This window comes from Microbacterium ureisolvens (genome assembly GCF_019511645.1).
GTDB lineage: Bacteria > Actinomycetota > Actinomycetes > Actinomycetales > Microbacteriaceae > Microbacterium > Microbacterium ureisolvens_A.
In genome coordinates, this window is the sequence record NZ_JAEUAX010000002.1 from 340,095 (window position 1) to 358,175 (window position 18,081).

An 18,081-nucleotide genomic window follows, 5' to 3' on the forward strand; every position below is an offset into this window, starting at 1 on the left:
CGGACAGGGCTCGAGTCCGTACGCGCCCGGTTCAGACGACGGATGCCGCGACGCCGCGGTGTGCGCCGTCATCCTTTGCCGATGCTGACAACAGGAGGAACCGTGCCCCACGTGTCCGCACGCGCCGACGGCGCGACGCGACCCGCTCCACACGCCCCCGCCGCCCGCGCACCCCGCCGCGGGCTTCGACTCGCCGCGATCGCCGGCGCCACCGCCGTGGTCGCGGCGCTGATCACCGCAACCCCCGCCGCGGCTCTGCTCCCGCCGGGCGACGACGGCGCCTGGCGCTTCGACTTCGGCACCGCCACGAGCGCCGTCGCCGAGGGCTGGCAGCAGGTGCGGACGAGCTCGCTTTACACCGCCGAGACAGGCTGGGGCATCACGCTGCCTGAGGGCGCAACCCTCTTCGACCGCGACCGCAGCACCGACGGCTCCCCCGTGGGCCCGATGGAGGACGACTTCGTCGCCGGCCTGACCTGGGGCTTCAACCTCGACGGCGTTCCGGAGGGCGACTACGAGGTCACCGTCACGATCGGCGACGGCCTCAGTTCGGCGTCCGGCACCAACGCCACCGTGACGCTCGAGGGGATCGCCCAGACGCGCCTGACCTCGGCGAAGGGTCTCAATACGACGGCGACCTTCACGGCCACCGTCACCGACGGCCAGCTCACGGTCGGCTTCACCGGCTCGGGTCTCGGCGCGTACGTCAACGGCCTCGTCGTCGCGCCGATCGTTCCTGACGCCCCGACCGACCTCGCCACGACCCGCGTCGCCTGGAACGGCGTCGACCTCACGTGGGCGGCCGTCGAGGGTGCCACGAAGTACCAGGTTCTCCGCGCCGCCGTCGCGAGCGACACCACGGGTGTGTTCGCGCAGATCGCCGAGACCACCGACCCCTCTTACAGCGACAACTCGGTCACCGAGGGCGCCTCGTACGCGTACGCGGTCGTCGCCGTGAACGACGACGGTGTGGCCTCCGCCCCGTCGGCAGAGGTGCGATCGGGCGTCATCCCCGAGCTCGTCGCTCCCGCGGCGCCCGCCGACCTCGCCGTGGCACAGGTCACGCGCGACGCGGTCGTGCTCTCGTGGTCGGCCGTCGCGAACGGCGACGAGTACGTCGTCGAGCGCGCGGGCACCGACGGCGCCTTCGCGGAGATCGCGACCGTCGCGACGCCTGGATACACGGATGCTGCCGACACGGCCCAGCAGTGGACCTACCGCGTCACCGCGCGCAACCAGGCGGGCGCTTCTCCGGCCTCGGCATCGGTCACCTCGAACGTCTACACCGCCCCGACCCCGCTCCCCGAGGGCGACGTCGTGACGTTCGACTTCGGCCCGGGTCAGGTCGCCGAGGCCGCGCTGTCGGTGACGTCGTCGACGGCGTACAACGCGGAGTGGGGCTACGGCTTCTCGACCGCGCCGACGTCGGCGACGCCCGACGTCGACCGCGGCGGCGCCGACGCGCTGCGCGGCGACTTCGTCGCGGCGGCGGGCTCGACGTTCGAGGTCGACCTCGGCGCCGGCGACTACTCGGTGCGCCTGGTGTCGGGCGACGCAGAGGCGCCGACCACGACGACCGTGACGGCCGAGAGCATCGCGAAGGTGCTGGCGAACCCGCAGGCCTCGGGTGCGTTCCTCGACATGTCGTTCACGATCGCGCTCGTGGACGGCACTCTGACGCTGCAGTTCGCGGGTGACGCGCCCGTCGTCAACGCTCTGACCATCACGCGCCTGCCGGCGCGCGTCGCCGGGGCCATCTCGACAGCGTTCATCACGGGCGACTCGACCGTGCAGACCTACGACCCGACCGCATACGCACCGCAGGCCGGGTGGGGCCAGATGATCGACCGGTTCTTCGCCGACGACATCGCCTTCGCCAATCACGCCATCGGCGGCCGCTCGTCCAAGAACTTCATCACGCAGGGCCGTCTGGACGAGGTGCTGCGCAGCATCCGTCCCGGCGACTACCTCTTCGTGCAGTTCGGCCACAACGACGCGACCCAGGGCGTCGACGACCGTTACGCGAGCCCCGCGGACTACAAGGAGTACCTGCGGGTCTACGTCGAGGGCGCGCGCCAGCGCGGCGCGACCCCGATCCTCGTCACGCCCGTCTCGCGGCGCAGCTTCGACGCGGCCACCGGCCTGTTCAACGTGAGCTTCCCCGAGTACGTCGACAAGATGAAGGAGCTCGCGGCCGAGGAACACGTGCTGCTGGTCGACCTGTCGGCGTCCAGCCGCGCGTACCTGAACGAGATCGGCCCGGAGGCGGCGAAGGCCGTGTTCCTGCACGTCGACCCGGGCATCTTCCCCAACCGGCCCGCCGGCATCGTCGACGACACGCATTTCCAGGAGTACGGCGCCATCCAGATGGCACGCCTCATCGCGCAGGACGTCGCCGGACTCGACTCCCCGCTCGCCGCGAAGGTCGCCGACATCGCACCGCCCGCCGACGTTCCCGCGGCCCCGCAGAACGTCGTGGCCGGCGCGATCAGCAACGGCGGCGCGACGCTGCAGTGGGACGCCTCACCGACGGCCGACATCTACAAGATCTACCGGCAGGCCGTCGCTGACGCCGCACCCGAGTGGACGCTCGTGGGCATGGTGACGCAGACCAGCTCGATCGTCCAGGGCCTCGCCGAGGGCACCGGCTACCGGTACCGCGTGGTCGCGGTGAACGGCCGCGGCGAGTCCGCACCGAGCGCCGCCGTGACCTTCACGACGAAGCAGGCGCGGTACAAATACGACTTCCAGCTCGCGGGCAACCCGCTCATGGCGGGGTACACCGAGGTCAACCCGAACACGGCCTACACGGCCGAGCGGGGATACGGCTTCCGCAACCCGCTCGCCGCGAACGCCGGCCGTGACCGCGGCGCCGCGACGGGTTCGAACGATCTCGTCCGCGACTTCGTGCTCCCGGGCGACAGCTCGACCTTCGCCCTGGACGTGCCGAACGGCACGTACTCGGTGAAGACGTACTCGGGCGACTGGATCGGTTCGACGCGCACGAGTTTCCGCATCGAGGGCAAGGAGGCCGGCACCGGCAACGCCGGCACGGGCAGCGTCAACTCGACGCTGCGCGGACCGTTCCTCGTCACCGACGGGCAGCTGAACGTCGAGGCGTACGGCGCCGCGGCGGGAACGCGCCTCAACGGGCTCGAGATCACGCCGATCCTGCTCGGGCCGGTGGGCCTCGAGGTCACCGACGTGAACGCCGACCCGGCCGCGCCCAGCGTGTCGCTGGCGTGGGACGCCGAGCCCGGCCTCACGTGGAACGTGTACCGGACCTCGCCGTTCGACGCGAAGCCGGTGCTCGTGGCCGCGGTGAGCGAGCCGACGTTCGTCGACACGACCGCGCGCGTCGGGCTCGACTACGCGTACCACGTGACCGCCGTCGACCAGACGAAGCTCGAGTCGGTGCCCTCGGCCACCGTCGAGGTCTCGTTCGTCGACGCCGACGTGACGCCGCCGGCGGCACCGTCGGGGCTCACGGTCGAGAGCATCGAGAAGCGCTCGGTGGAGTTCTCGTGGGCGCAGCCGCTCGGCGCGCTGTACTACCTGGTGTTCCGGTCGGAGGTCGACGGCGAGCGCGGCGAGCTGGTCGGCGTCGCCGACGCGAGCCGCCACACCGACACCGACGTGCTCACCACGATCCCGTACTTCTACACGGTGGTCGCGGTGAACGCGGGCGGCGCCGGCGCGGCCTCGGCGCAGCTCCGGACCGAGGCGGTGACCGTGCTGCAGCGGCAGGCCGAGTACCTCGACCGCGCTCCGGCGGCGGTATCGACGGATGCCGGCAACCTGGTGTCGTGGCGCATGCTCGGCACCGATCCCGACAGCGTGGCCTTCCACGTCTACCGCGACGGCAAGCGGGTGACCACGACGCCGATCACCGACTCGACGAACTATCTCGACGAGGCCGGGGGCGCAGCATCCGTCTACTTCATCACCCAGGTGCTCGACGGCGTCGAGACCACCGAGACGGACTCGTTCGGCGTGCAGACCGGTGCGTACCGGTCGGTGCCGCTCGACAAGCCGGCGGACGCGTACAGCAAGGACGGCCAGCCGTACACCTACTCCGCCAACGACACCAGCGTGGGCGACGTGGACGGCGACGGCCAGTACGAGCTGCTCGTGAAGTGGGACCCGTCGAACGCGAAGGACAACTCGCAGGCCGGCTACACCGGCAACGTGTACCTCGACGCTTATCGGCTCGACGGCACGCGGCTGTGGCGCATCGACCTGGGTGTGAACGTCCGGGCGGGCGCGCATTACACGCAGTTCCAGGTGTACGACTACGACGGCGACGGACGTGCCGAGGTGATCATGAAGACCGGCGACGGCACGATCGACGGCGTCGGCCAGCCGATCGGCAACGCCAGCGCCGACTACCGCAACAGCTCGGGCTACGTGGTGACCGGGCCCGAATACCTCACGGTGTTCAACGGCCTCACCGGCGCCGCGATCGACACGGTTGACTACGTGCCCGCCCGCGGTGACGTCGGGGCCTGGGGCGACGCCTACGGCAACCGGGTCGACCGGTTCCTGGCAGCGACGGCCTACCTCGACGGCGAGCACCCCAGCGCGGTCTTCAGCCGCGGGTACTACACCCGCGCGGTGATGGCGGCGTACGACTTCGACGGCTCACAGCTCACCCAGCGATGGGTGCTCGACTCGAACGAAGACGGCAACGAGGGCTTCTACGGGATGGGCAACCACAACCTGTCGGTGGCCGATGTCGACGGCGACGCCAAGGACGAGATCGTCTACGGCTCGGCGACGGTCGATGACGACGGCGAGCTGCTGTACTCGACGGGCCTCGGCCACGGCGACGCGATCCACGTGTCGGATCTCGTGCCCTCGAACCCGGGCCTCGAGGTCTTCGCGGCCCACGAGGACATGGGCAACTCCGGCAACCTCGGCGCGACCATGCGCGATGCCCGCACGGGTGAGGTGCTCTGGTCGATCCCCGCGGTCAAGGACACCGGTCGTGCCGCCTCCGGCGACATCGACCCGCGCCACGAAGGGGCCGAGGGATGGGCCATCGGCGGCGACGCCGCGTGGAACTCCCCGGTCGGGCAGCTGAAGTCGTCCACGGGCGAGCTGATCGGCGAGAAGATCCCGGCGGCGAACTTCCTCGCGTGGTTCGACGGCGACCCGCTCCGCGAGATCGTCGACCACGACTGGAACGCGACGACGTCCCAGGGCGTGCCCACGATCGCCAAGTGGAGCTGGGAGACCGAGACCGCCGACGTGATCGTGAAGGCCGACGGCGCACGGTCGAACAACTCGACGAAGGGAACGCCCAACCTGCAGGCCGACCTGTTCGGCGACTGGCGCGAGGAGATCGCGTGGCGCTCAGCCGACTCGAGCGAGCTGCGGATCTACTCGACCACCGACGAGACCGACCTGCGCCTCCGCGCGCTGATGCACGACCCGGTCTACCGCCTGTCGGTCGCGTGGCAGAACACCGGCTACAACCAGCCGCCGCAGACCTCGTTCTTCTTGGGCGACGGGATGACAGAGCCGCCGGCACCGCGCATCGCGGTCACCGGCGACCCCTCGGGGGCGACTGACACCACCGCACCGGTGCTGTCGGGGCTGCCCGCGGACGGCACGCTGCTGCCGAGCACGGCGACGTTCACGGTGGGGGTGAGTGCGGACGACCCGGAGTCGGGCGTGCGCAACCTCGACATCGCGTTCGACGGCGAGCCGGTCGCGCCGGGTGAGGCCATCGCGCTGGCCGACAAGGTGGGCGTGCACACGCTCACGGTCAACGCCGTGAACCACGACGGCCTCGTCACCGCCGCGTCGGTGCAGCTGCTGGTGTTCGACGACGAAGGCGCGACGGCGGCACCCGGCCGCGGTGTGCTGTCGACGAACTCCGGCTGGGAGGACGGCCTGCACGACGGCACGTTCACGGTGTCGATGAACCTCTGGTCTGGGGTCAACGGCGCGGTGTACCAGCTGTACGAGAACGGCACGCCCATCGCCACGAAGCTGCTCGACGCGAACTCGCCGAAGGCGCAGCTGTCGACGGTCGACGTGTCGGGCAAGCCCAACGGCACCTACGTGTACACGGGCGAGCTGATCAACGCGAAGGGCACCACCTCGACCACCTCGGTGACCGTGAAGGTGAAGGATGCTGCGCCCGCGACGCCCGTCCTCTCGCACGACAACTACGACAAGGACGGCAACTACACAGTGACCGCAAACCTGTGGTGGGGCACCAACGCCACCACCTACCGCCTGTTCGAGAACGGCACGGTGATCGACCAGCAGTCGCTGACCGCCGCCTCCCCGAACGCGCAGCAGGCGGGGACCGCCGTCGCGGGACGCGCCCCCGGCACGTACACCTACGTCGCCGAGTTCGCCAACGCCGCCGGAGCCACCAGCTCGAAGGCGATCACGGTCACGGTGAAGTAGTCCGGGTCACGCAGACGCGGCCGGTCGCCCTGCGGCGGCCGGCCGCATCGCGTCCTGCGCCGAGCCCGGGGCGTTTCCACTTCGCGCGCCGAGCGCGCTCCGCTCACGACCGATACTCAAGTTCCGCTCGTTGAGCGAGCGAGGGACGAGCGAGTGGAACGCGCCGCGCTCGGCGCCAACGCAGGGATCAGCCGCCGAACCCGCACCAGGCGGCGACCCAGGTCAGGATGCGGCCGCGCATCTCCTCGCCGACGAACAGCTCCACCTCGCCGGCCTCGCCGTCCAGCTCGACCCCGAGGTCGAAGATCGTGCCGCGCTTGTCCTCCTGGACGGCGTGGGGGTCGCACCGGAGGGGCACGATCGGAATCTGCACCACGACCGGCTCGGCGTCGCCCTCGGCCACCTCGACGCCGAGTGGGTGGACCTCCTCCGAGGTGGGACCGGCGAAGTCGATGAGGTTCGTCCGTCCGATGCCCGAGACGGTGAGCGCGCCCCCACCGGTCGGGGTGACCGTGAGCTCCAGCGCGGCAGGCGCGCCGGGCGCGGAGGGCTCGAAGTCCGAGAAGACGAGGGACGCCGCATCCGTCACCCGCTCGAGCAGGCACTCGCGGGCGTGCAGCTCTGCGACGAAGCCGAGGGGGTCGGAAGCGGATGCGGTCACCTCGGTCGAGTCGGAGTCCTCGACGAGCTCGAGCACGACCCGTGCCTCGCCGTCGTCGGGCGCGGTGCAGTCGACGGGCGGCAGCTGCACGCGGATGTCGACGCTGCTCCCGGCGGGAACGGTGCTGACGCGGCCTTCCATCACCCGGGCGGCGGGGCCGTCGAACCGGTCGTCCTCGACGCGCACCTCCCGCACCGTGAGCGGCGCGTCGCCGTCGTTCACCAGATGCACCTGAGCCTGCCGACCCGCCACATCGGAACGCAGCTGCTGGAGCTCGACGAACGCTCCGGCCGGCAGCGTGGCGGCGGGCTCGGGAACCTCGGGGGCGGCCGACGCGCAGCCGGTCAGGATCAGCAGCGCCAGGCTCGTCCCGAGCACCCTGCCGCGTCCGGCGCGGCTCGCTCGGGAGACCGTTCGCAGGACCGGCCGACGCTTCGACCTCGCGCGTGCGGCGGGTCGCCGCATCCATCCGCCGTCGATCCTGAGAAGGGTCCGCGCTCGGGAATCGACGGGCATGGGCGGGCGCGAGCTCAGCGGGTCAGTGTCTCGCGCGCGACGGTGAAGTCGTCGAGCGCGACCGGGTCGATCTCGACGCCGAGACCGTGACCGACGGGGACCCGCACGTGGCCGTCCTCGAGCACGGCGGGCTCGGTCACGATGTCGCGGGGGTAGAAGCGCGCTGACGCCGACACGTCGCCGGGCAGCGTGAACCCCGGCAGCGCGGCGAGCGCCGCGTTCGCGGCTCGCCCGATCCCGGTCTCGAGCATCCCGCCGCACCACACCGGCACCCCGGCCGCGAGGCATCGGTCGTGGATCTTGACCGCCTCGATGTACCCGCCGACGCGGCCGGCCTTGACATTGATGACGGATGCCGAGCCCAGCGCGAGCGCATCGGCCGCCGCCTTGTCCGACACGATGGACTCGTCCAGGCACACCGGCGTCCGAAGCCGCTTCGCGAGGGTCGCATGGTCGACGAGGTCGTCCTCCTGCAGGGGCTGCTCGATGAGGAGCAGGTCGAAGCGGTCGAGCTCGGCGAGGGTGTCGGCATCCGCCATCGTGAAGGCCGAGTTCGCGTCGACCTGCAGCGGGATCGGGCCGAAGGCGTCGCGCACCGCGGCCGTGTCGCCGACGTCGCGACCGGGCTTGATCTTGATCTTGATGCGCACGTACCCCTCGTCGAGGTAGCCGCGCACCGCCTCGACGAGCGCCCCGGGATCGCGCTGGATCCCCACCGACACCCCGCTCGGCACACGGTCGCGCACTGCCCCGGCGTACTCGGCGAAGCTGCGGCCCTCCGCGCGGAGGGCGGCGTCGAGCACCGCGAGCTCGACGCCGGCCTTGGCCATGCGATGCCCCTTGAAAGGCTCGAGCACGTCCGCGACCTCCTCCGGCGCGATGCGCGCGCGGTCGAGCAGAGCCGGCGCAAGGAAGCGCAGCGCGACGTCCCAGGCGCCCTGCGTGTACTCGCTCGAGTACAGCGGGTCAGCCTGCGTGACGATCTCGCCCCACCCGTCGCCGTCGGCGGTCAGCGCCCGGACGACGATGACCTCGCGCACCGTCTCGGTGCCGAAAGAGGTGGTGAAGGGGGCGACGAGGGGCAGGTGCAGCACGCGCAGCTCGAAGCCTTCGAGGGTGACGGATGCCGCCGGCCGGGCGATGGGCATGCGCTCAGCGTACGCCCGGGCGGCGATGCAGCGAGGCGGTCGATGCGCGAAGCGCGGTCGGTGCGTCGCGGTCAGTGCGCGAAGCGCGGTCGTTGCGTCGCGGTCAGTGCGCGAAGCGCGTGGTCGGCGCGTCGCGGAGGACCGGGACGTACGTGGACCGGGCGACCCGCGGCCGCCGACGGCGCGGTTCTGCCGCCGGGTGCGCGGTTCCCCGCAGCACGTCGCCCAGGGCGACGATCAGGATCTCGATGTGCTCGCGCATGGCTCCTCCTCGTTCCCTTGAGAAGAGCGGCGGGCGTGTGCGCTGATACGTCCGTCTACCTGTGTGTCACGGTACGCCGGGGTTCCGACATCCCTCGGCCGTGATCTGCTCACCTGTCACGATCTGCCGGGGTCTCGGCACTTCGCGACAGGTGAGCCAGGCAGTGCGAGCCCTGGGACGGCCACAAGCGAAGGGTCGCGGGCGCCCGGGTCAGGCGGGGACTTCGGCGAAGGCGCGCACCGGGAACGTGCCGAAGCCCTCGACCGCCGGCGGAGCTGCCGTGAACCGGGCGCGGCGCGGCGGCAGCGACCCGAGGTTCGTCAGGTGCTCCACGACGTGCACGCCGGCGCCGAGCAGCAGCGAGTGAGCCGGGCGCTCGCCGCCCGACTCGGTGTCGTCGATGTTCACGGAGTCGATGCCCACGAGTGCCGCCCCGGCGTCGATCAGCCACTGCGCGGCCTCGCCGGTCAGGAACGGCGCGCCGACTCCGTACTGGGGCTCACCGAACCAGCGGTCCCATCCGGTGTGGAGCAGCACGGCCGCGCCGCGCACGTCGCGATCGGCCAGCGTGGATGAATGGATGCCTCGGCGCGAGGCATCCCACGCATCCTCGAGGTGGAACACCTCGGCGCGCAGGCCCACGAGCGACGACAGGTCGAGGCCGGCCAGATCGCTCCCGTCGGCGTACCGGTGGAAAGGCGAGTCGAGGTACGTGCCCGTGTTGCCGATCATATGGATGACGTCCATCGCGAACTCCGTGCCGGGCGCGTACCGGGCGCGCGAGTCCTCGCGCGTGAGATGCGGGGTGATGGTCGGCGCGGGCAGGCCCGGGTAGGTCACGAGGCCGGCCCGGATGGGGTGGCTGAGATCCACGACGCGCGTCCGGCCGGTCGAGGGGGACGCGGCATCCACTCCCCTGCTCCCGCGGTAAGGCTCCTCGACGATGCGGAGACCGCGGAGCTCCACGTCGTCGACGAGGGCGAGCCCGAGGTGCGCGATCAGCAGCCGCGCGATCTCGTCCTCGCCGGTGTCGGCGCCCGGCAGGTCGAGCCGGAACCCCGTGCCGGAGAGGCCGCCGCCGTTGGCGAAGCGGATGTCGAAGTCGAAGTGCGCGCGGTACTCGGGCATGCGGGTCAGCCTAGGGGCGCAGCATCCGTGGTCCTCCGGGGTGACGTGCACAATGGCAGGCGATCCGTGCATACTCGGCAGGATGGCTCCGTCTGCGCCTACGCGGTCGGGCGAGAAATGGCAACCCCGTCGGCCGATCCCGGCGTCGTCCGTAGCGTCGCGGCATGGACACCTTCGACTTCGCCCCACGAACCGCGATCGTGACCGCCTCGGACTCGGGCATCGGACAGGCGACCGCCCTCGCCCTCGCCGACGCGGGCCTCGATGTCGGCATCACCTGGCACAGCGACGAGGCCGGCGCCCAGCGCACCGCGGACGCCGTGCGCGAGCGCGGGCGCACCGCAGAGGTGACGCGCTTCGACGCCACCGCGCTCGACGCGGTCGCCGGCACCATCGACGACCTCGTCGAACGCCTCGGCGGCGTCGACGTGTTCGTCAACAACGCCGGCGGCGGATCCGGCGGGCCTTTCCTCGAGGTGTCGATCGAGGACTGGCGCCAGATCATCGCGCTGAACCTGGACGGCGCGTTCGCCGGGCTTCAGGCGGCGGCACGCCACATGGTGAGGGCGGGCCATGGCGGGCGGCTCATCGCCATCACGAGCGTGCACGAGACGCAGCCACGCGTCGGGTCGGCGGCCTACGTCGCCGCCAAGCACGGGCTGGGCGGTCTCATCGAGACGATGGCGCAGGAGCTCGGGGAGCACGCCATCACCGTGAACGCGGTCGCCCCCGGCGAGATCGCGACTCCGCTGACGGACCAGGATCCCGAAGACGCCGAACGCACGCATCGTCCCGGCATCCCGCTCGGGCGCCCGGGCAAGCCCGAGGAGATCGCCGCGGTCGTCGCCTTCCTCGCGTCGCCTGCCGCCAGCTATGTGACCGGCGCGAGCTGGAGCGTCGACGGCGGCATGCTGCAGATGGGTCCGCAGGCGGGCTCGCACCTGAAGAGCGACGAGTGGCGGAGGGGATGACCATGGACCGGGAAGACAGGGCCGACCGCACCGGCATGACCGACGAGGAGAAGCGACGCGACCAGCTGACGGCGGCGCCGAACGCCGTCGGGTCCGACGCGGACCCTCGCATCGACGTCACGCATCGCGACGGCGTCACACGCATCGACATCCGCGACGACGCCGACGTGCGGCCCGGGGACCCGACCCGCGACCCCGAGGAGTAGGTCAGGGCCGGACGAGCAGATACCCGCGCGCGTCGTCGAAGCCGCCGATGGCGAGGCCCTCGGCCAGGTGGCCGACGAGCTGCTCGCGCACGCGCGCACGCCAGACCGCAGCATCCACCGGCGTCTCCTGGCGAAGGGTCTCGATGTCGTGGGGGATCTCAACCGACGCGACCACCCGCTCGTCCTCGGGGGTGGGCACGGGCGGCGCGGCGAGCGCCCACGACACCATGATGCGGTCGGTCTCATCGCCGCGGTTCACGCCGTCGTCCATGGGACCGTAGTGGTTCACGAGGTACTCGGTGACACGCGTGCCGAGCACCCGCAGGTTGAAATGGGCGTTGCGGGCGACGAGCGGATCGAAGGTCCACGTGATGTGGCCGACGCCTCGCGCGAGGGCCCATTCCTGCTGGTGGCGCTTGAGCACGCGGCCGAGTCCCTGCGCCTGGTGGTCGGGAAGTACCCCGGTGATGTGGCTGTGCATCGAGCGCGCGGCGGGCTCCGCGAAGAACGCGACGGATGCCCCGACCATGCGGTCCTCGTCGTACAGGCCGACCGCATAGTTGCCGGCGTGGGCGAGCGCGCGCAGCAGGTTCGGCGGCATGCCCCCGCGGTCGCCGCCCCACACCTCGGCGAGCACGGCGGAGGCGCGGTGGACCTCTTCGACGGTGTCGAGGAAGCGGATGTCGATGCCGGGCGGCGTCGCGGTCTCGGCCATGTGCCCAGTCTGCACCCGCCCGCCCCCTCGCGCCGACCTCGCCCGTGGGCGGCGGAGCCGGGTGGGCAGAGCGCCGATAGCCTGAAGTGATGGGTACGGGTGACGACGACGCGAGAAGAAGACTCACCCGGATGCCTCGCCAGGGCGCCATCGTGGCGGTGCTGGCGATCGCGGGGCTCGCGTCGTCGTTCATGTTCACGCTGGTCGTGCCGATCCAGTCGAAGCTGCCCGAGCTCTTGAACGCGAGCCGCGACGACACGGCGTGGGTCGTCACCTCGACCCTCCTCGCGGCAGCCGTCATGACACCCATCGCCGGGCGCCTCGGCGACATGTACGGCAAGCGGCGCATCGTGCTCGTGCTGCTGGCGCTGCTGGTCGCGGGATCGGTCATCGCCGCAGCATCCACCGGCATCATCGGCGTGATCGTGGGACGGACGCTTCAGGGCGCCGTGACCGGCGTGATCCCGCTCGGCATCTCGATCCTTCGCGACGTGCTGCACGAGGACAGGGTCGACTCGGCCATCGCCCTCATCAGCGCGACGCTCGGCGTGGGCGGCGCGCTCGGGCTGCCGGTCAGCGCGTTCATCACCGAGCGCAGCGACTGGCACGTGCTGTTCTGGGTGTCGGCGGCGCTCGGAGCCGCCGTGTTCGCCCTCGTGCTGTGGATCGTCCCGGTGAGCGCTCTGCGCACGGGAGGGAGGTTCGACTACGTCGGAACCCTCGGTCTCTCGGTGGGCCTCGTGGGTGTGCTGCTCGCGGTCTCACGGGGCAACGAGTGGGGCTGGGCCTCTCCCGCCGTGCTCGCGTGCGGCCTGGGCGGCCTCGCCGTGCTGCTGCTGTGGGGCTGGTACGAGCTGCGCATCGCGGATCCGCTGCTCGACCTGCGCGTCGCGGCGCGTCGCCCGGTCCTGCTCACCAACCTCGCCTCCATCGCGTTCGGCTTCTCGCTCTTCGCGTCGAACGTGATCTACCCGCAGATGCTCGAACTGCCGATCGCCGCCGGTGGATTCGGCCTGTCGCTCGTGGCAGCGAGCCTCGTCGTGATGCCGGCGGGGCTCGTGATGATGGTGCTCTCGCCCTTCTCGGGGCAGCTGGCGCGCACGGTCGGACCCAAGCTGCTCCTCGTGCTCGGCGCCGTCGCGCTCGTCGTCACCTACGGGTTCACCCTCCTGTTCGCGAGCGAGGTGTGGCAGATCCTCGTCGCGAACATCGGCATCGGCTTCGGCATCGGGTTCGGCTACGCCGCGATGCCGATGCTCATCATGCGTTCGGTGCCGCAGTCCGAGACGGGCGCGTCCAACGGCCTCAACGCCCTGTTCCGCTCGCTCGGCACGAGCACCGCCGCGGCCGTGGTCGGCGCGGTGCTCGCCACCTTCGCGGTCGAGATCGACGGCGTCCCCGTGCCCGAGCCGGCGGCCTTCCACATCTCGTTCCTGCTCGGGGGCGGCGCGGCGCTCATCGCGCTGCTGGTGGCCCTGTTCATCCCGCGCCATCACGCGCCCGAGGAGCGCCATCCGTCCCTCCCCGAGTGAACGAGCGGGGCTCCTCAGCTGAGGAGCGCCGCCTCGTCCTCGAATGAGGACCAGAGCCGGGCTGCGGAGCGCCGCCTCGTCCTCGAATGAGGACCAGAGCCGGGCTGCGGAGCGGACCCGTCCGAACGCTCCTCAACTCGGCGCAGCTCCTCAACCGAGGATCGCGCTCTCGTCGATCCGCGCGCCGTGCTCTGTGCCCCGCGCTCGGACCGGGGCGTGCGCGCCGGGGTCTATCGCGCCCGCACGGCGCATCGCTAGCCTGACCTCTACCGGGGCGACGGGAGCGGGCGCATGGGCGGGCGTGAGCAGGGCTTTCAGGGGGACGACGCGACGGGGGGCGAGCGCAAGCCCGAGCAGGTCCCGGTCGGACCGCCGGACGGCGCGACAGCGGCAGCCGCAGCGGCAGCCGATTCCACCCGCACCGGCACCGTGGCCGAAACGAGCGGGACCGATGCCGCGGGCACGACGGCGCCCAGCGACGGCGCGGACCACGACACCAGGTTCTTCGGGCAGCCGTGGGCGCTCGCGCACATCTTCGGCGTGGGGATGTGGGAGCGGTTCAGCTTCTACGGCATGCAGGGCATCCTGCTCATCTACATGTACTACTCCGTCGCTGACGGCGGGCTCGGCATCCCGGAGGCGACGGCGACGGGCATCGTCGGCGCCTACGGCGGCACGGTCTACCTCTCGACGATCCTCGGCGCCTGGGTCGCCGACCGCCTGCTCGGCTCGGAGCGCGTCCTCTTCTACAGCGCCTGGGTCATCATGGCCGGGCACATCGCGCTGGCGCTGCTGCCGAGCGTGTGGGGGCTCGGCGTCGGCCTCATCCTCGTCGCCGTCGGATCGGGCGGGCTGAAGGCCAACGCGACCGCCGTCGTCGGCACCCTGTATTCCGCGAAGGACCCGAGACGCGACGCCGGCTTCTCGCTGTTCTACCTCGGCATCAACCTCGGCGCGTTCCTCGGGCCGATCGTGACCGGGTTCCTCCAGAGCAACGTCGGCTTCCACTGGGGCTTCGGCGCGGCGGCGATCGGCATGGCGATCGGCCTCACGCAGTACTCCTTCGGCCGCAAGCAGCTGCCCGCGTCGTCACGCATCGTCGCGAACCCGCTCCCGCCGAACCGCCGCGGCGTGATGATCGGGATCGGCGTCGCGGGGCTCGTGCTCATCGTGGTGCTCGTGCTCACCGGCGTCATCCGCGCCGACAACCTCGCCGGCATCGTGATCCTCGTCACTCTCGCCGCGACGGTGGCCTACTTCTCGGTGATCGTCTCGTCGCGTGCGATCAGCGGTGACGACCGCTCCCGCGTCATCGGGTTCATCCCGCTGTTCATCGTGAACGTCGGCTTCTGGTCGCTGTACCAGCAGCAGTTCACGGTGCTGACGATCTACTCCGACAAACAGCTCGACCGCACGATCTTCGGCTGGGAGATGCCGGTGTCGTGGGTGAACTCGATCAATCCCATCTTCGTCATCATCCTCTCCGGCGTCTTCGCGGCGATCTGGACGAAGCTCGGCGACAGGGCCCCATCGGCACCGGTGAAGTTCTCACTCGGCGCGATGATCATGGGCGTCGCGTTCCTGCTGTTCCTGCCGTGGGCGAACGGCGCGCCGAACTCGACGCCGCTCCTCGCGATCGTGATGATCCTCTTCGTCTTCACGATCGCCGAGCTGTTCATCTCGCCACCGGGCCTCTCAGTGACGACGAAGCTCGCTCCCGAGCGCTTCCACACGCAGATGGTGGCGCTCTACTTCCTCTCGATCGCGCTCGGCACCGCGATCGCCGGCTGGCTCGCCCAGTTCTACAACCCCGAGGACGAGGTCCCCTACTTCACGATCCTCGGCGGCATCGCTATCGTGCTCGGCCTCGCGCTGCTCGCCTCGGTGAAGCCGGTGCTGAAGCTGATGCGGGGCGTGCGCTGAGAATCACGGATGCTGCGGGCCGCGCCATCCGGGATCCGTGCGGGTTCGCTGATCCCGATGCGCGGCATCAGCGGATGCCGGTTCCCGCACCACCCGGGGCGGGCTAGCGTCGCGTCCATGACCAGGTATCCGGGCATCGCAGACCGCACGATCGTCGTCACCGGGGCGGGAGGCGGCCAGGGCGCCGCGGAGGCGCGCGTGCTGGCGGAAGCGGGAGCGCGCGTCATCGCCACGGACGTGACGGATGCTGCGGCAGCATCGATCGCGGGCGTGGAGTACCGGCGGCTCGACGCGTCGGACGAGGGCGACTGGGCCGCGCTCGCCGCCTCCCTGACGGAATCACTCGACGGCGAACCTCTCCGCGGCCTCGTGAACAACGCCGGCATCACGCATCGTGCGCGGCTCGGCACCGTCGAGCGCGCCGACTGGGATCGCGTGCTCGCGGTCAACCTCACGGGGCCGATGCTCGGCATCCAGGCGCTCGCGCCACTCATGGGGCCTGGCTCGTCGATCGTCAACATCGGTTCCTCGGCCGCACTCAACGCGCACTACCCCGTGGCGTACACGACGTCGAAATGGGGGCTGCGCGGTCTCACCCATGTCGCGGCGACCGAGCTCGGGGCACGCGGCATCCGTGTCAATGTCGTGCACCCCGGCTTCATCGAGACGCCGATGACCGCGAACGCTCCCGAGGCCATGCGGACCGCGCAGCTCGCCCTCACACCGCTGGAGCGCCTCGGCCGTGCCGAAGAGGTCGCCGAGGCCGTCGCGTTCCTGCTGTCGGACGCGGCGACGTACCTCACCGGCGCCGAGATCCCGGTCGACGGCGGAGCGACGTCGTCGGCCGGGGCCAAGTTCATGGCCGACCGCATCGCGGGTGCCTGACCGGCTCCCCGGGGCCGCTCCGGCACCGTCGCGATCTCGCCGAGTCGACACCTTCCGCGCGTGCGGATCGTGTCATCTCGGCAAGAACGCACCATGTCGACGGGGCAACCTACCGGGCGACCTGCTCCACCCGCGCCGCCGCCAGCTGCTCGACGAGCTTGCGGGCACCGCGCACCGCGATCGCGACGCTCATGAGCGTCGGGTTCATCGTGTTGGCCGTCGGGATCAGCGCGTTGCCGCCGACGACGAGGTTGTCGTAGCCCCACACGCGCGAGTAGGGGTCGGCCACCGACGTGCCGTCGTCGGCCGGCCCCATCCGGAGCGTGCCCATGTAGTGCAGGCTCGAGCCGTTCGGCAGCAGCCGCGGCTCGGCGACGAAGGTTCCGAGCGCCGCGCCGGCGCGCCGGACGCGCGCGGTGGCCTCGTCGAGCTCGGGCTGCTCGGCATCCGTCAGCGCATACTCGATCGTCATGTTCGGGAAGCCGCGGTAGTCGAGCTCGGCGTCGTCGAACGTGACGCCATCCTCGACGCGCGGGTGCTTGCGGACGCCGTAGCCCATGTTCACGTAGCCCCAGCGGTTGCCCGCAGCCGGGTGCGAGGGGTCGAGCTGGAAAGGCGGGTTCTCGGCGTACATCACCTGCAGCGAGTACGGGTGGTCGGGCTCCGAGAACGGGATCCGGTTCACCGCCGCGACCGGGTCGGCCGCGTTCTGGGCGCGCCGCGCAAGCTCGGCCGCGAACTCGTCGTCCGTGATCAGCGCGCTCATGCGCTCCTCGTCGAGGGCGACCGTCGTGATGACGACATGGTGCTCGGTGAGGTAGCGGCCGAGGGCGCGGGGACGGATGCCGCTGGCCCAGAGCAGCTGCGGAGAGCGGAAGGCGTCGGCGGCCACGACGACGACATCGGCAGGGAAGAACGAGACCTCTTTCGTGCGGAGGTCCTCGATCGTGACCCCGGTCGCCACGCCGTCTTCGTGCTCGACCCGGCGCACGAGCGTGAGGTCGCGCAGCTCGAACCGCGCCGACTCGGGGGTGCCCTCCTCGATGAGGGGTCCCAGGACCGTGTTCGCTCCGGCCCACACCATGGAGCCGTCCGACTGCGGATCGCCGGCGACGGGCAGGGTGCTCACGCCGTAGCCGGCGGGCAGCTCGGCACCGAACTCGTCGTTCAGGAGCGACCGGATCGCGGTGCCGATGGGCGAATCGGCGAACGCTGCGTGCTGCGCGTGCAGGAGACCCTCGGCGGTCGAGATCAGGTCTTCCCACTCGGCGTCGTCGATGAAGTCGACCTTCTCGCTGAAGGCCGGGCGCGGGATCGCGCAGGTCCAGTGCGCGCCCTGGCCGCCGACGTTCGTGGCGGCGGCTGCCGCCGGGAAGGTGGGCGCGTGCGCCGAACCCGGTCCGCCGAAGTCGAGCAGGTGCGTGCCCTGACGCGCGGTGAACATGCCCTCGACGACCACGCCGGCGGGGATGCCGAGGCTCTCGCGGAACGCTCCCGACTGAGGCCCCTGCGACATCTCGCGGGCGCGCGCCTTCTCATCCGGGTCGGCGATGTTGCGGACGCTCTCGCCGGGCACGGCAGTGAGCTGGGGGCCGGCCTCGAACATCACGACGCGGGCGTCGGGGCTCGACTCGAGGATGACGCGGGCGTAGGCGGAGCCGATGGGTCCTGAGCCGACGATGGCGACGGTGGGGGTGGAAGACATGGAAGT

Annotated in this window: 12 protein-coding genes; 6 read left to right on the plus strand and 6 right to left on the minus strand. The window is 71.1% G+C overall.

Annotated elements, in window-relative coordinates; genetic code table 11:
- Positions 1-111: 111 nt before the first annotated feature.
- The gene (locus JNB61_RS05690; RefSeq protein ID WP_220339119.1) at positions 112-6,423 is read left to right on the plus strand and encodes a rhamnogalacturonan lyase family protein; all 6,312 of its coding nucleotides are present in this window, start codon (positions 112-114) and stop codon (positions 6,421-6,423) included.
- Positions 6,424-6,610: 187 nt separating this feature from the next.
- Here the strand turns inward: JNB61_RS05690 and JNB61_RS05695 are convergent, their stop codons facing one another.
- From JNB61_RS05695 to JNB61_RS05710, 4 genes are all read right to left on the minus strand, one after another.
- Positions 6,611-7,462, minus strand: a complete 852-nt coding sequence (locus tag JNB61_RS05695; RefSeq protein ID WP_220339001.1) for a hypothetical protein — start codon at positions 7,460-7,462, stop codon at positions 6,611-6,613.
- A gap of 152 nt (positions 7,463-7,614) precedes the next feature.
- The gene (gene menC / locus JNB61_RS05700) at positions 7,615-8,748 is read right to left on the minus strand and encodes an o-succinylbenzoate synthase (protein WP_220339002.1); all 1,134 of its coding nucleotides are present in this window, start codon (positions 8,746-8,748) and stop codon (positions 7,615-7,617) included.
- Positions 8,749-8,851: 103 nt separating this feature from the next.
- Positions 8,852-9,010 (minus strand): hypothetical protein, encoded by a 159-nt coding sequence (locus JNB61_RS05705; RefSeq protein ID WP_220339003.1) that lies wholly within the window; start codon positions 9,008-9,010, stop codon positions 8,852-8,854.
- Between the two features lie 210 nt (positions 9,011-9,220).
- Positions 9,221-10,138, minus strand: coding sequence for a cyclase family protein (locus tag JNB61_RS05710; RefSeq protein ID WP_220339004.1), 918 nt, complete (start codon positions 10,136-10,138; stop codon positions 9,221-9,223).
- A 164-nt stretch (positions 10,139-10,302) separates the two neighbouring features.
- On the opposite strand from JNB61_RS05710, the gene JNB61_RS05715 reads away from it, so the two are divergent.
- Complete coding sequence (locus JNB61_RS05715; RefSeq protein ID WP_220339005.1) at positions 10,303-11,109, plus strand: SDR family oxidoreductase; 807 nt, start codon at positions 10,303-10,305, stop codon at positions 11,107-11,109.
- A 2-nt stretch (positions 11,110-11,111) separates the two neighbouring features.
- Complete coding sequence (locus tag JNB61_RS05720) at positions 11,112-11,315, plus strand: hypothetical protein (protein WP_223214642.1); 204 nt, start codon at positions 11,112-11,114, stop codon at positions 11,313-11,315.
- A 1-nt stretch (position 11,316) separates the two neighbouring features.
- Here JNB61_RS05720 and JNB61_RS05725 read toward each other — a convergent pair whose 3' ends face one another.
- Positions 11,317-12,030: a GNAT family N-acetyltransferase gene (locus JNB61_RS05725; RefSeq protein WP_368858213.1), complete on the minus strand. Its 714-nt coding sequence runs from the start codon at positions 12,028-12,030 to the stop codon at positions 11,317-11,319.
- 131 nt (positions 12,031-12,161) lie between these two features.
- Here JNB61_RS05725 and JNB61_RS05730 point away from each other — a divergent pair, with 131 nt between their 5' ends.
- From JNB61_RS05730 to JNB61_RS05740, 3 genes are all read left to right on the plus strand, one after another.
- Entirely contained in the window at positions 12,162-13,562 is a 1,401-nt protein-coding gene (locus JNB61_RS05730; RefSeq protein WP_220339007.1) for an MFS transporter, read from the plus strand.
- A 291-nt stretch (positions 13,563-13,853) separates the two neighbouring features.
- Positions 13,854-15,485: a peptide MFS transporter gene (locus JNB61_RS05735; RefSeq protein WP_222855146.1), complete on the plus strand. Its 1,632-nt coding sequence runs from the start codon at positions 13,854-13,856 to the stop codon at positions 15,483-15,485.
- A 117-nt stretch (positions 15,486-15,602) separates the two neighbouring features.
- Positions 15,603-16,370, plus strand: coding sequence for an SDR family NAD(P)-dependent oxidoreductase (locus JNB61_RS05740; RefSeq protein WP_223214643.1), 768 nt, complete (start codon positions 15,603-15,605; stop codon positions 16,368-16,370).
- 109 nt (positions 16,371-16,479) lie between these two features.
- On the opposite strand, the gene JNB61_RS05745 is transcribed toward JNB61_RS05740, so the two are convergent.
- Positions 16,480-18,075 (minus strand): GMC oxidoreductase, encoded by a 1,596-nt coding sequence (locus tag JNB61_RS05745; RefSeq protein WP_220339008.1) that lies wholly within the window; start codon positions 18,073-18,075, stop codon positions 16,480-16,482.
- Between the last annotated feature and the right edge of the window lie 6 nt (positions 18,076-18,081).

Bases quoted from the DNA above. Each gene is read 5' to 3' on its own strand.
- menC (WP_220339002.1), bottom strand. From the start codon at position 8,748: ATGCCCATCGCCCGGCCGGCGGCATCCGTCACCCTCGAAGGCTTCGAG.
- JNB61_RS05705 (WP_220339003.1), bottom strand. From the start codon at position 9,010: ATGCGCGAGCACATCGAGATCCTGATCGTCGCCCTGGGCGACGTGCTG.
- JNB61_RS05710 (WP_220339004.1), bottom strand. From the start codon at position 10,138: ATGCCCGAGTACCGCGCGCACTTCGACTTCGACATCCGCTTCGCCAAC.
- JNB61_RS05715 (WP_220339005.1), top strand. From the start codon at position 10,303: ATGGACACCTTCGACTTCGCCCCACGAACCGCGATCGTGACCGCCTCG.
- JNB61_RS05720 (WP_223214642.1), top strand. From the start codon at position 11,112: ATGGACCGGGAAGACAGGGCCGACCGCACCGGCATGACCGACGAGGAG.
- JNB61_RS05725 (WP_368858213.1), bottom strand. From the start codon at position 12,030: ATGGCCGAGACCGCGACGCCGCCCGGCATCGACATCCGCTTCCTCGAC.
- JNB61_RS05730 (WP_220339007.1), top strand. From the start codon at position 12,162: ATGCCTCGCCAGGGCGCCATCGTGGCGGTGCTGGCGATCGCGGGGCTC.
- JNB61_RS05735 (WP_222855146.1), top strand. From the start codon at position 13,854: ATGGGCGGGCGTGAGCAGGGCTTTCAGGGGGACGACGCGACGGGGGGC.
- JNB61_RS05740 (WP_223214643.1), top strand. From the start codon at position 15,603: ATGACCAGGTATCCGGGCATCGCAGACCGCACGATCGTCGTCACCGGG.
- JNB61_RS05745 (WP_220339008.1), bottom strand. From the start codon at position 18,075: ATGTCTTCCACCCCCACCGTCGCCATCGTCGGCTCAGGACCCATCGGC.